Origin of the sequence: Serratia plymuthica, from assembly GCF_018336935.1 — a bacterium.
GTDB lineage: Bacteria > Pseudomonadota > Gammaproteobacteria > Enterobacterales > Enterobacteriaceae > Serratia > Serratia plymuthica_B.
This window is the reverse complement of record NZ_CP068771.1, coordinates 3,696,446-3,710,238: the sequence shown is the minus strand read 5'-3', so window position 1 is coordinate 3,710,238 and position 13,793 is coordinate 3,696,446. Positions and strand designations below refer to the sequence as shown.

Annotated in this window: 12 protein-coding genes; 3 read left to right on the top strand and 9 right to left on the bottom strand. The window is 58.1% G+C overall.

What is annotated here, in order from left to right; translation table 11 throughout:
- Nucleotides 1-21: 21 nt before the first annotated feature.
- Nucleotides 22-2,055: an AsmA family protein gene (locus JK621_RS17295; protein WP_212556973.1), complete on the bottom strand. Its 2,034-nt coding sequence runs from the start codon at nucleotides 2,053-2,055 to the stop codon at nucleotides 22-24.
- Between the two features lie 160 nt (nucleotides 2,056-2,215).
- Here JK621_RS17295 and JK621_RS17290 point away from each other — a divergent pair, with 160 nt between their 5' ends.
- Both JK621_RS17290 and JK621_RS17285 read left to right on the top strand, forming a co-directional pair.
- Nucleotides 2,216-2,452, top strand: coding sequence for a 4-oxalocrotonate tautomerase family protein (locus JK621_RS17290; RefSeq protein ID WP_283249357.1), 237 nt, complete (start codon nucleotides 2,216-2,218; stop codon nucleotides 2,450-2,452).
- A gap of 169 nt (nucleotides 2,453-2,621) precedes the next feature.
- Entirely contained in the window at nucleotides 2,622-3,554 is a 933-nt protein-coding gene (locus JK621_RS17285; RefSeq protein ID WP_212556972.1) for a sugar kinase, read from the top strand.
- Between the two features lie 205 nt (nucleotides 3,555-3,759).
- Here JK621_RS17285 and ilvC read toward each other — a convergent pair whose 3' ends face one another.
- Entirely contained in the window at nucleotides 3,760-5,235 is a 1,476-nt protein-coding gene (ilvC, locus tag JK621_RS17280) for a ketol-acid reductoisomerase (protein WP_062869030.1), read from the bottom strand.
- A 180-nt stretch (nucleotides 5,236-5,415) separates the two neighbouring features.
- On the opposite strand from ilvC, the gene ilvY reads away from it, so the two are divergent.
- A complete protein-coding gene (gene ilvY, locus JK621_RS17275) occupies nucleotides 5,416-6,297 on the top strand; it encodes an HTH-type transcriptional activator IlvY (protein WP_212556971.1) in 882 nt (293 codons plus the stop codon).
- A gap of 101 nt (nucleotides 6,298-6,398) precedes the next feature.
- On the opposite strand, the gene JK621_RS17270 is transcribed toward ilvY, so the two are convergent.
- From JK621_RS17270 to ilvL, 7 genes are all read right to left on the bottom strand, one after another.
- Nucleotides 6,399-7,100, bottom strand: coding sequence for a DUF2461 domain-containing protein (locus tag JK621_RS17270; RefSeq protein ID WP_212556970.1), 702 nt, complete (start codon nucleotides 7,098-7,100; stop codon nucleotides 6,399-6,401).
- Between the two features lie 21 nt (nucleotides 7,101-7,121).
- Nucleotides 7,122-8,666, bottom strand: coding sequence for a threonine ammonia-lyase, biosynthetic (ilvA, locus tag JK621_RS17265; protein WP_212556969.1), 1,545 nt, complete (start codon nucleotides 8,664-8,666; stop codon nucleotides 7,122-7,124).
- A gap of 5 nt (nucleotides 8,667-8,671) precedes the next feature.
- Nucleotides 8,672-10,522, bottom strand: coding sequence for a dihydroxy-acid dehydratase (gene ilvD, locus JK621_RS17260; RefSeq protein ID WP_212556968.1), 1,851 nt, complete (start codon nucleotides 10,520-10,522; stop codon nucleotides 8,672-8,674).
- Nucleotides 10,523-10,596: 74 nt separating this feature from the next.
- A complete protein-coding gene (ilvE, locus tag JK621_RS17255) occupies nucleotides 10,597-11,523 on the bottom strand; it encodes a branched-chain-amino-acid transaminase (RefSeq protein WP_212556967.1) in 927 nt (308 codons plus the stop codon).
- Nucleotides 11,524-11,545: 22 nt separating this feature from the next.
- Nucleotides 11,546-11,803, bottom strand: coding sequence for an acetolactate synthase 2 small subunit (gene ilvM / locus JK621_RS17250; RefSeq protein WP_065506780.1), 258 nt, complete (start codon nucleotides 11,801-11,803; stop codon nucleotides 11,546-11,548).
- Nucleotides 11,800-13,446, bottom strand: a complete 1,647-nt coding sequence (gene ilvG, locus JK621_RS17245) for an acetolactate synthase 2 catalytic subunit (protein WP_212556966.1) — start codon at nucleotides 13,444-13,446, stop codon at nucleotides 11,800-11,802. Before ilvG ends, ilvM begins: the two co-directional genes overlap by 4 nt.
- Before the next feature lie 142 nt (nucleotides 13,447-13,588).
- Entirely contained in the window at nucleotides 13,589-13,687 is a 99-nt protein-coding gene (gene ilvL, locus JK621_RS17240) for an ilv operon leader peptide (RefSeq protein ID WP_013814970.1), read from the bottom strand.
- Nucleotides 13,688-13,793: the final 106 nt, after the last annotated feature.

Genomic DNA, 13,793 nt, shown 5'->3' with positions numbered 1-13,793 from the left:
CCGTTTGACGGGCCATTGAGATCATTTCCTTTGCTTCATCTTTTGCAGGATTTGCCCGCATTGGTTTTCATCGCCACCTTCGCTCGGGGAGACCAGCGCCAACAGGGCCGCTGCCGGCGTCAGCACCACGCCCAACGCCACCGCAGCCGCACCGCGCGCGAGCAGCGGGCCGGTCTTAACGCCGGCATCCGGGTTCTTGAAGGTGCCTTTCACATACAAGGGGGAGCGTAGCGTCAGCACACGCATCCCCTTGCTTTCCGGATCGATGGACAGATCCAGCCGCTCGGTGGCCAAATTGGTATTGCCGCTGATATTGATAATGGCGTTCTCGGTGTCAAACACGAACAGCCGCGGCACGGCGACGCCATTGCGAATACCGACATCCGCCGCCGCGCAGTTGATGCCCACGACGTCGTCACCAAACAGTTTCGCCACCAGATAGTTGCCCACATTCAGGCCGAGGATCTCCATCAGGCCACGGCTGATCACGCCGTTGTTAACCACCATACGCAGTTCGCCGCTGCTGGTTGCCAACAGATCTGCCACCGAATTACCGCTACCGGTCAGTTTGGCATCCCCGTTCATCTGCCCCAGGCTGCGCTTCATCGACGCCACGTTCGGCAGCAGTTGCTGAAGCTGGAACTTACGCGCATGCATATCGACCCGGCCCTGCATCGGGTTTTTACCGCCGTCCAGGCGTAGGGTGGCGTTAAGGTTGCCGCCGGCCACGCCGAATCGCAGCGGGTCCATCAGGATCACGCCGTTATCCAGCTGTAAATGGGTAGAGAGATCGCTCAGCGGCAGCGAATTGCCGCGCTCAATGCGTTTCGCGGTAAATTTAACGTCCGCATCCATCACGTTCCAGCTTTTGGTGTCAAATTTCTCAACCGGTAACACCTTGTCGGCCGGCTGGCGGCTCTTCTCCCCACGGCCGGCTTTTTCCGTATTGGAATCCGCACCAATCAACGGCGCCAAATCGGCCAGGCGCAGCTGTTGCGACAGCACTTCACCGCTCAGTTTGGGCCGCGGTTTGCTGGCCACATATTTCAAATTGCCGTGGATATCGCTGTCGCCGATTTTGCCGTCGAACTTCTGGTACTGGAACACCGCGCCGCCTTTCTCGTGCAGCCGGGCGATCAGATGCCCATCGGTAGAGTACGGCGGGGTATTCGGCAGCAGCACGCCGGTCAGGGCATATAGATTACCCAAGCTATCGCCGGAGAATTTCACCCGCAGATCCAACCCGCCAAGGTTCATCGGATCGGACAGCGTACCGGCCACCACCACCCGGGCTGCGCCAGAGCGCACGTCGGCTTGCAGCGGGAAAGGCACTTCCGCGTTCTGCAACGACAGCATGCCGCCCATCTTGCCGCTGCCCGACAGCGGCTCGCCGTTGTATTTGCCCTTCACCTTCCAACCAAAAACATAGTCGGGGGTGACCGCTTTACCGGCATCTTTTTTTCCTGTGACCTCGCTGAACGGCAGCGGCTTGCCAAGCGGATCGATCAGCGCACGGAAATCCGCCTTCAGCCTCGCGTCTTTAAAATCAATCTGACCACGATCGAAGACGATGTCATGGATATTCACCGACCAGTCGGACGTCGGTTGTTTCGGGTCGCCGGCCAGGTTGAAGGTCCAGTTATTGTCACCGTTCGCCAGCCGCTGCAAGGCGGCATTCGGTTGCTTCAGCCAGATGCGCGGAATCAATACCTCTTTGCCGAGCAGCGCCAGCGGTGCGATGCTGGCATCGACGCGCTGCAGCTGGACCATGCTGTCGCCGGGAATATTTTTGGGATTGCCCAGCACGATGTCTTCGGCATGAATATGCGGCCACGGCACCCAGGCGCGCCAGCCGCCTTCATCTTTCTCACGCGCCCAGTCCACACCCAGCTCGCCGCGGATCGCGAACGGCCGCTGCAATTCGGCAGACACCTTGTCATTTATGGTCGGTTTAAGGCGATTCCAGTCGAAGGTCATCACAAAGACCACCAGCGCGGCAACCACCAGCAGCGCAATGCCGCCAACCCAGCTGAAAACTTTTCCTGTTCTTGTCATAACGGCTCCCTGAACACGGTAATCTGCCAGTAAAATTGATAAGCAAGCTTTACCAAGCCTAGCCGAGGATAGGCAAGAGTTCACACTTTAGGCGAGCAGAGAGTCAGACTGTCGGCGCGACGAGGCGATAAAACTTTAAGCGGCGGCAAAAGCCTTCTACATTGGAAACGGTATCAATAACCAAGGAAAAAATATGCCCTACGTAAATATCAAAATTACTCGCGAAGGCGCGACGCCGGAGCAAAAGAAACAGCTGATCGCCGGCGTGACGCAACTGTTGGTGGATACGCTGGGGAAAAACCCGGCGACCACCGTGGTGGTCATTGATGAAGTAGAAACCGACAATTGGGGTATCGGTGGCCATAGCGTCACCGACCTGCGTGCAGCCGCTAAATAGCGGCGGGCGGCTCGCTTCGCATCGGGAAACTTTTCGGTTTCCCGATCGCGATCATAAATTAATTAAAACATCGTTTTATTTCCATTGACTCCCACCCGCCCTTGCGTTGAGACTGAAGGCATTGCGCATCCCTTTGTTTTCTTCTTTCTTTCAGCCAGGGCCGTTGATTATGACCACCCAGAATCTTGCCGTGATCGGCGAATGCATGATTGAACTGTCGCAAAAAGGCGCGGATCTCAGCCGTGGCTTTGGCGGCGATACCTTAAATACCGCGGTCTACATTGCTCGGCAGGTAGCGGAAACCGCGCTGCAGGTGCATTACGTCACCGCCCTCGGCACCGACAGCTTCAGCCAGGAAATGCTGCAGGCCTGGCAACAGGAAAAGGTTAAAACCGATCTGATCCAACGGCTGGAAAACAAGCTGCCGGGGCTGTACGTGATCGAAACCGATGATACCGGCGAGCGCACCTTTTATTACTGGCGCAACGACGCCGCCGCCCGCTACTGGCTGGAAGGACCGCAGGCGGAGAGCCTGTGCGAGCATCTGGCCCAATTCGATTATCTGTACCTCAGCGGTATCAGCGTGGCCATTCTCAATCCGGCCAGTCGCACCCGACTGCTGGCGTTGCTGCGCCAGTGTCGCGCCAACGGCGGGAAAGTGATTTTCGACAATAACTATCGGCCGCGCCTGTGGCAGAACCGCGAGGAAACTCAACAGGTTTATCGCGATGTGCTGGCCTGTACCGACATCGCCTTCCTGACGCTGGACGATGAAGACTTGCTGTGGGGCAACCAGCCGGTGGAACAGGTGGTCCGCCGCACGCAGGCATTGGGCGTGACGGAGATTGTGATCAAACGCGGCGCAGACGCCTGCCTGGTATTCAGCGCCGAAGGCACCGAGCTTGAGATCCCGGCGGTACGGTTGCCGAAAGAGAAGGTAGTGGATACCACCGCCGCAGGGGATTCCTTCAGTGCCGGTTACCTGGCGGTACGTTTAACCGGCGGTGATGCCGTGCAGGCAGCACAACGCGGCCACCTGACAGCCAGCACGGTCATTCAGTACCGCGGGGCGATTATTCCACTCGCCGCCATGCCGCAATGATTCCTGTGCCGTAGAAATGCGAAAGGCCAGCAACGACGCTGGCCTTTTTATTTGGGCTTAATGTTAAAACCTACAATTTTATACCCTAAATAATTGGAGTTGCATCAAGGCGGCAAGGCCGTAAATCCCCAGGAGCTTAGTCAACTAAGTGACTGGGGTGCACAGGTGCAGCCAACACAGATGCAGCTTCAAGTATGACGGGTATTTAGCCTGCCACCGCGATACGTTTCATATCCGTCATATAACCACGCAGTTTGCGGCCAACGGATTCGATTGGGTGATTGCGCACCGCTTCGTTCACGTCACGCAGTTGCGCGTTGTCTACAGAAGTACCGGCCACGGATTTACCCAAATCGCCGGCCTGCAGAGTTGTCATAAACTCTTTCAGCAACGGCACTGCGGCGTTAGCGAACAGGTAGTTGCCGTATTCAGCGGTATCAGAGATAACCACGTTCATTTCATACAAACGCTTACGCGCGATGGTGTTGGCGATCAGCGGCAGCTCGTGCAGCGACTCGTAGTAAGCGGATTCTTCGATGATGCCTGCGTCAACCATGGTTTCGAACGCCAGCTCAACGCCTGCTTTCACCATAGCGACCATCAGCACGCCGTTATCAAAGTATTCCTGCTCGCTGATTTTGCCTTCGAACTGCGGTGCATTCTCGAAAGCCGATTTGCCGGTCTCTTCACGCCAGTTCAGCAGTTTTACGTCGTCTTCTGCCCAGTCGGCCATCATGCCGCTGGAGAAAGCGCCGGAGATGATGTCGTCCATGTGCTTCTGGAACAGCGGCGCCATGATCTCTTTCAGTTGCTCGGACAGCGCATAAGCACGCAGCTTGGCCGGGTTGGACAGGCGATCCATCATCAGGGTGATGCCGCCCTGCTTCAGCGCTTCGGTGATGGTTTCCCAGCCGAACTGAATCAGTTTCTCTGCGTACGCCGGCTCTGTGCCTTCAGCAACCAGTTTGTCGAAGCACAGCAGCGAACCCGCCTGCAACATGCCGCACAGAATGGTTTGCTCACCCATCAGATCGGATTTCACTTCGGCAACGAAGGAAGACTCCAGCACGCCGGCACGGTGGCCGCCCGTCGCTGCGGCCCAGGCCTTGGCGATCGCCATGCCTTCGCCTTTCGGGTCGTTTTCCGGGTGAACCGCAATCAGGGTCGGCACGCCGAAACCGCGTTTGTATTCTTCGCGCACTTCGGTGCCCGGGCATTTTGGCGCGACCATCACTACGGTGATGTCTTTACGTACCTGCTCGCCCACTTCAACGATGTTGAAGCCGTGGGAGTAGCCCAGCGCCGCGCCGTCTTTCATCAGCGGCTGTACTGCGCGAACCACTGCGGTGTGCTGTTTGTCCGGCGTCAGGTTAACCACCAGGTCCGCCTGCGGGATCAGATCTTCGTAGGTGCCCACTTTGAAGCCGTTCTCGGTCGCTTTACGCCATGAAGGGCGCTTCTCGTCGATAGCTTCTTTGCGCAGGGCATAGGCAACGTCCAGGCCCGAGTCACGCATGTTCAGCCCCTGGTTCAGGCCCTGTGCGCCACAGCCGACGATCACCACTTTTTTGCCTTTCAGGTAGCCGGCTTCATCCGCAAATTCGTCGCGTGCCATGAAACGACACTTACCCAATTGCGCCAACTGCTGACGCAGGTTCAATGTGTTGAAATAGTTAGCCATGGTGGAACTCCAGTTAGATGTTGTGTCGATTTAGCTTATCGATGTTATTTTCATTCCCCGCCCTGTCTGTGCGGAGATTCGTTAAACTCAATGTATAACAGGAAACGCGTTGCTTAAATTGATATATTACGAATGTGATATTGCAATTTATGCAACACTACTTGCAGCGAGCGTACCGATATGGATTTGCGTGATTTAAAACTGTTCCTCCATCTGGCGGAAAGCCAGCATTTTGGCCGTACCGCCAAGGCGATGCACGTCAGCCCCTCGACGCTTTCCCGCCAGATCCAGCGGCTGGAAGAGATCCTCGGGCAACCGCTGTTTTTGCGCGATAACCGCACCGTGCAGCTCACCGATGCCGGCGAACAGCTGAAAGAATTTGCCCAACATACATTGTTGCAGTACCAGCAGTTGAAACATTCGCTGGGCCAGCACGGCCCTTCGCTGAGCGGCGAGTTGCGGCTGTTTTGCTCGGTTACCGCCGCCTACAGCCACCTGCCGCCGATCCTCGACCGCTTTCGCGCGCAGCATCCATTGGTGGAAATCAAGCTGACCACCGGAGACGCCGCCGACGCGGTCGATAAGGTGCAGTCCAACGAGGCCGACCTCGGCATCGCCGGCCGGCCAGAAACCCTGCCCACCAGCGTGGCGTTCACTAAAATCGGCGAAATCCCGCTGGTGCTGATTGCGCCGGCGCTCCCCTGCGCGGTCCGCAGCCAGGCGTATGCCGAGAAGCCCGACTGGGCCACCATTCCGTTTATCCTGCCGGAGCACGGCCCGTCGCGAAAACGCATCGAACTGTGGTTCCGCCGCCAACGCATCGCCAATCCGCTGATTTACGCCACCGTCGGCGGTCACGAGGCCATTGTCTCGATGGTCGCGCTGGGCTGCGGCATTGCGCTGATCCCCGGCGTGGTGGTGGAAAACAGCCCGGAACCGGTACGTAACCGCATCTCGCAGTTGGAAAATATTTCGATGGTCGAGCCGTTTGAACTGGGCGTTTGCGTACAGAAAAAACGCCTCGGCGATCCGCTGATCGACGCTTTTTGGCACCTGCTATAAACGGTCGACAATCTTTAAAACCAAACCGCTGCGTTGATAAAAATACCCTATGGATTTCAAGTTGCAGCCAACGACGCTGCGGCTTGAAAGACGACGGGCATTCATAAATCAGCCGGATCGATTTGCTTCATTGTCTCCACCTGCATCAGCCAGTGATACAGCGGCTCAAGCTGTTGGAAACCCTGCGTCAGCGTCTGCACCAGGCCGGCGCTGAACAGTTTTTCTACCTGGCTGTCGCTGGCCATCACCGCGAAGGACTTGCGGTTGTACCAGGTGGCAATCTCCGCCGCCTGCTCTTTCATCAGCGGGCGCTTGTAACTTTCCCCCACCAGCTCGAACGGTGGCCGGCAGCAGGCCGCTACCTCTAAAAACGGCTGCGGCCGGCGCAGCAGCGTATGGCGGAACAGGTCCATCGTCGGCTTGTTGGCACTGTAATAGCCCAGCCCATAGCGCAGCATATCCGGCCCCAACTCGAAGAAATACACCGGCGCGTCCTTCCAGTCTTTACTCGGCCGTTTGAACGTCAGCCACATGCGGCTGCGATAGCGCGATTTGTCGTGAGAAAAACGCGTGTCGCGATGGATGCGCGACAGCGTTTTACCGATCGCCGGCCGGGTTTCAAACTGAGGATCGATCGCCAGCATGGCCGGGCCAAGCTCGGCCACCAGCGTACGAAACGGCGTCAGCAGTTCCCGCTCGTAAACGCCACGATTGGCCTCAAACCAGTCTTTGTCGTTCTCGACACGCACCTGTTGGAGAAAATTCAGCCCCTGTTGGCTGAAACCGGTGAAACTGTCTGTCATACGCCGTCCTTGTCGGTTCCCTTAGCCTTGCAAGAAAAAGCGGAACGCCGGGTTATCGGTTTCATCGTGGCAGTCGTAGCCCAACGCCTGCAAGTGTTGCTCAAACTCGGGCTCGGTCTGCGACAGCTCGAAGCCCGCCAATACGCGGCCAAAATCGGTGCCGTGGCTGCGATAATGGAACAGCGAGATATTCCAGTGGGTCCCCAGGGTCTGCAGGAACTTCAGCAGCGCGCCCGGCGACTCCGGGAATTCAAAGCTGTACAGGCGTTCGCGCAGCGGCTTCGAAGGACGCCCGCCCACCATGTAGCGCACATGCAGCTTGGCCATTTCGTCATCGGACAGATCCACTACCTGATAACCGTCGGCGTTCAGCTCGTCGATGATTTCCAGCCGTTCGGCATGACCGCGCGTCAGGCGAACGCCGACGAAAATGCAGGCGTTATCCGCGTCGGCATAGCGGTAGTTGAACTCGGTCACCGATCGCCCACCCAGCAACTGGCAGAACTTCAGGAAGCTGCCTTTCTGCTCTGGAATGGTCACCGCCAGCAGCGCTTCACGTTGTTCACCCAATTCGCAGCGTTCGGATACGTAACGCAATCCGTGGAAGTTCAGGTTGGCGCCGGACAGGACGTGCGCCAGGCGCTCGCCCTGAATATTGTGCTGCTGCACGTACTTTTTCAATCCCGCCAGCGCCAGCGCGCCGGATGGCTCGGCAATGGCGCGCACGTCTTCGAACAAATCTTTGACCGCCGCGCAGATGGCATCGCTGTCGACGGTGATCACGTCGTCCAGGTATTCCCGGCACAGGCGGAAGGTTTCGTCACCGATGCGTTTCACCGCCACGCCTTCGGCAAACAGCCCGACGCGCGCCAGATCCACCGGATGTCCGGCATCCAGCGCCGCCCGCAGGCAGGCGGAATCTTCCGCCTCCACGCCAATCACTTTGATTTGCGGCATCAGTTGCTTGATCAGCACCGCCACGCCGGCCGCCAGACCGCCGCCGCCGACCGGCACGAACACCCGGTCAAGATGCGCGTCCTGCTGCAGCAATTCCATCGCCAACGTGCCCTGCCCGGCAATCACCGTTGGATGGTCGAACGGCGGTACGAAGGTCATGCCCTGTTTCTGCGACAGCTCAATCGCCCGCGCCTTGGCTTCATCAAAGTTGGCGCCATGCAACAGCACTTCGCCACCGAAACCGCGCACCGCATCCACTTTGATATCTGCGGTGGATACCGGCATCACGATCAGCGTTTTGATCCCCAGCCGTTTGCCGGAGTAGGCTACGCCCTGCGCATGGTTACCGGCGGAAGCCGTCACCACGCCGCGCGCCTTTTGTTCTTCGTTCAGGCCAGCGATCATCGAATAGGCCCCGCGCAGCTTGAAACTGTGCACCGGCTGGCGATCTTCACGCTTCACCAGAATGGTGTTACCCAGTCGCGAAGAGATTTTGCTCATGGCCTGTAACGGGGTGACCTGAGCCACCTCGTAAACCGGCGAGCGGAGCACCGCTCGCAAATACTCCGCGCCGCCGGGGGCGTCGGATAGGGGTTGTGATTCCGCCATGATGCTTAGCCTCCCAGCTTGCTCTTGTCGCGCACCGCGCCTTTGTCGGCGCTGGTCGCCAGGCTGGCGTAGGCGCGCAGGGCGTAGGAAACCTGACGCTCACGATTCTTCGGTGTCCAGGCGCTATCGCCGCGCGCCAGCTCAACCTCGCGGCGTGCCGCCAGTTCGCTGTCTGCAACGTCCAGCACCATGCTGCGTTTTGGAATGTCGATGTCGATCATGTCGCCATCTTCGATCAGGGCAATCAGGCCGCCGCTGCCCGCTTCCGGAGAAACGTGGCCGATAGACAGGCCCGAGGTGCCGCCGGAAAAGCGCCCATCGGTGATCAGCGCACAGGCTTTGCCCAGCCCCATGGATTTCAGGTAGGTCGTCGGGTACAGCATTTCCTGCATGCCCGGCCCGCCTTTTGGCCCTTCGTAGCGGATGACCACCACGTCGCCGGCAACCACTTTGCCGCCGAGGATCGCTTCCACCGCCGTATCCTGGCTTTCGTAGACTTTCGCCGGGCCACGGAAGGTCAGGTTATCTTTATCGACGCCGGCGGTTTTAACGATGCTGCCGTCGAGCGCCATATTGCCGTACAGCACGGCCAAACCACCTTCCAGGCTGAACGCATTTTCCAGCGAGCGGATACAACCCTCTGCACGGTCGTCGTCCAGCGTATCCCAGCGGCAATCCTGCGAGAACGCCTGAGTGGTACGGATACCCGCAGGGCCGGCGCGGAACATTTTCTTCACGGCGTCGTCTTTGGTCAGCATGATGTCGTACTGTTCCAGCGTTTCCGGCAGCTTCAGGCCCAGGATGTTATCGACCTCGCGATTCATCAGCCCCGCGCGGTCCAATTCGCCGAGGATCGCCAGTACCCCGCCGGCGCGGTGCACGTCTTCCATATGGTATTTCTGGGTGCTTGGCGCCACTTTGCACAGGTGCGGAACCTTGCGCGACAGACGATCGATGTCCGCCATGGTGAAGTCAATCTCGCCTTCCTGCGCCGCAGCCAACAGATGAAGTACGGTATTGGTCGAACCGCCCATGGCGATATCCAGCGTCATGGCATTCTCGAACGCCGCCTTGTTGGCGATGCTGCGCGGCAGCGCGCTTTCGTCGTCCTGCTCGTAGTAACGTTTGGTCAGGGCAACGATGCGCTTGCCGGCGTTGAGGAACAGATCCTTACGGTCCGCATGGGTCGCCAACAGCGAACCATTGCCCGGTTGGGACAGGCCCAGCGCTTCGGTCAGGCAGTTCATCGAGTTGGCGGTGAACATGCCGGAACAGGAGCCGCAGGTCGGGCAGGCGGAGCGTTCGATTTGCGCGCTGTCGGCGTCGCTGACGTTCGGGTTGGCGCCCTGGATCATCGCATCGATCAGGTCCAGCTTGATGATCTTGTCGGACAGCTTGGTCTTGCCGGCTTCCATTGGGCCACCGGAAACGAAAATCACCGGAATATTGAGGCGCAGCGACGCCATCAGCATTCCCGGGGTGATTTTGTCGCAGTTGGAGATACACACCATCGCATCGGCGCAGTGGGCATTCACCATGTATTCGACCGAGTCGGCGATCAGTTCGCGCGACGGCAGGGAATAGAGCATGCCGCCGTGGCCCATGGCGATACCGTCATCCACCGCGATGGTGTTGAATTCTTTGGCGACGCCGCCGGAGGCTTCGATCTGCTCTGCAACCAGTTTGCCCAGATCGCGCAAGTGCACGTGGCCCGGCACGAACTGGGTAAAGGAGTTGACCACCGCAATAATCGGCTTGCCGAAATCGTCGTCGGTCATTCCGGTCGCGCGCCATAATGCGCGGGCACCCGCCATATTGCGGCCGTGGGTGGTGGTGGCGGAACGGTACTTAGGCATGCTCTTCACTCCAAATGTATTCTGTGTTGGGCGGCGAACGAACCGCCCATTTATGCTTGTCTGTCGTTAATTTCTTATGGATTTACCGGGTCCAACCAGCCGTACTTGTCTTCGGTCTTGCCGGTAAACAGGCCGAAGAACGCCTGCTGAATTTGTTTGGTCACCGGGCCGCACTTGCCGATACCGACCTGGATGCCGTCGACGCTGCGCACCGGAGTGATTTCCGCCGCGGTGCCGGACATGAACACTTCGTCGGCCAGATACAGCGACTCGCGCGACAACACCTGCTCACGCACTTCGAAGCCCATGTCTTTCGCCAGTTTGATAATGGCGTCACGGGTGATGCCCGGCAACGCGGAAGAGGTGAACGGCGGGGTAAACAGCACGCCGTCTTTCACTTCGAACAGGTTCTCGCCCGCGCCTTCGGAAATATAACCGTGCACGTCAAGCGCAATCCCTTCCTGATAACCGTGGCGACGCGCTTCGCTGCCCACCAGCAGGGAGGAAAGGTAGTTGCCGCCGGCTTTGGCCGCCGTTGGAATGGTATTTGGCGCCACGCGCTGCCAGGAAGAAACCATCGCATCGATACCTTGCTCCAGCGCTTCTTCACCCAGATACGCGCCCCAAGGAAACGCCGCGATAATCACGTCAGTTTTGTAACCGGCCGGTGGGTTAACCCCCATACCGACATCGCCGACAAACACCAGCGGACGAATATAAGCACTGACCAAATTGTTTTTACGCAGCGTGGCGCGGCAGGCCTCCATCAGCTCATCGACGCTTTGCGATACCGGCATGCGATAAATTTTTGCCGAGTCGTGCAGACGCTGCATATGTTCGCGATGGCGGAATACCACCGGGCCTTTATGGGAGTCGTAGCAACGGACTCCTTCAAACACCGAAGTGCCGTAGTGCAACGCATGCGACATCACGTGCACTTTGGCGTCAGCCCAGGGAACCATCTCACCATTGAACCAAATGTAATCGGCTTTCTTCGTCATTATTCTTTATCCTTCTCGCGCCTCAGGCGCGTATTTGTTGTGATGTTGGTTGCTGGATCTCAACGCAGGAGACGTCCATCAGTTTGCTTAACTGTGATGACAGTAGATCCACCGGGCGCTGGCTGGCAACGGTCAATTCAATATTAATATTGTCGGCATTCACCGCTGAAACCATATTCATAGCACAAACCTGAAAGCCGCGATGACGCACGACGCGCAATACGCGCTCTAACATTTCAGGACGGAAACGGGCCTGGATCGAGAGTTGATGCTGCATCATGACATTTTCTCCAACATGGTTTCGTTGCCGGCGCCCGGCGGTACCAGCGGCCAGACGTTTTCGAGTTCATCAATGGACACATGCAGCAGGTAAGGCCCTTCGCTGTTGAGTAAGGCGTCGAGGGCGTCTGCCACCTGGTCTTTACGGGTGATGCGCTGGCCGGGAATACCGAAGGCATTGGCCAACATCAGGAAATCGGGGTTATCGGACAGGTTGGTTTCGCTGTAACGACCGTCAAAAAACAGCTGCTGCCACTGTCGAACCATGCCTAAACGCTGGTTATCCAGTAAAACGATTTTCACCGGCAGCTGTTTTCGTTTTATGGTGCCCAGCTCCTGCACGTTCATCATGAAGGAACCGTCGCCCGATACGCAGATCACCGTATCCTGCGGCCGCGCCATTTGGGCCCCCACCGCAGCCGGCACGCCGAATCCCATGGTGCCCAGACCGCTGGACGTGATGAAGTTTTCCGGGTGTTCAAAGGTCATGTGCTGCGCGGTCCACATCTGGTGCTGGCCCACGTCGGTGGTGACCACGGTATTGGCCGGTTTGCGCTCGGACAACTGTTTCAACAGCAGCGGCGCATAGATAGGTTGACCTGGGTGATCGTAACGCCAGGTATGGGTTTCTTTCAGTTCAGCGACCCGCCGCTGCCAGGCGCTGATATTCAACGGCTGTTGCAGAGCCGGCAACAAAGCTTTCAAATCGCCCTGCAATGCTACGTGCGCCTGACGCAGCTTGCTCATCTCCGCCGGGTCGATATCCATGTGGATCACCTTGGCGTGCGGTGCGAAAGCGTTCAGTTTGCCGGTCACGCGATCGTCAAAACGCGCGCCGACGGCGATCAGCAAATCGCACTCCTGCACCGCCAGGTTGGCGGCCTTGGTGCCGTGCATGCCCAGCATGCCGAGATAATAGGCGTGTTCCGCGTCTGGCGCGCCCAGCCCTTTCAATGTGGCGACGCTTGGCATCCGGGTCACGGCGATGAACTCGCGCAGCGCCGGCACTGCCTGCGCCATGCCAACCCCGCCGCCAACGTACAGCATCGGTTTGTGCGCCTGCGCCAGCAACTCGGCCGCTTGCGCCAGCTCCGCTGCCGGGTAGTTCAGTTCTTCCACTACCGGCATCAGGTGCGGATGCAGGTCACCCTGCGCCAGCTGGATGTCTTTCGGGATATCGATCAGCACCGGGCCTGGGCGACCACTGCCGGCGATGGCGAAAGCTTCCGCCATGATGCCCGGGAGCGCGTCCAGTGATTCCACCAGGAAGCTGTGTTTGGTGCAGGCCAGAGACAGGCCGAGAACATCGATCTCCTGAAAGGCATCGGTGCCGATCAGCGCAGAACCCACTTGGCCGGTGATAGCCACGACCGGCACAGAGTCCAGCAGCGCATCGGCCAGGCCGGTGATCAGATTGGTGGCGCCAGGGCCGGAGGTAGCAATACAAACGCCGATTTTACCGGTTGAACGGGCATAGCCGATAGCGGCCATCGCGGCGCCTTGCTCGTGGCGGCAGAGCAGGTGTTCCACCCCACCGTCATACAATGCATCGTAAACCGGCATGATTGCGCCACCCGGATAGCCGAATACCGTATCAACTCCCTGCGCACGCAACGCCTGTACTACCCACTGAGCCCCATTCATGGTTATTTCCTCGCCTTACTTCGACAGCTGCAGGATTTTGTTCTGTTATTCATGTTCTTATCCTTAATCCACTTTTCTTATGCCAATAAAAAACCCCCGGACCTTACGGTGCGGGGGTTCTCTTGCGATTCCGGCTTGTTTTCTAAGCCTTTCTTCGTCCAAGTGCAGCCCCGCACGGTGGGATAATAATCACCACCACGCTAATCACGACTAGGCTAATCACTTGGGCAAAGGCTTTCATAATAGGTTTGTTCACTGTGCTCGTTTCGAACTAATACCTACAGAGGTACCATAGTCACACTCGGCATGACAACACTTTTTTTGCGTTATTATTCGACGCAATCTGG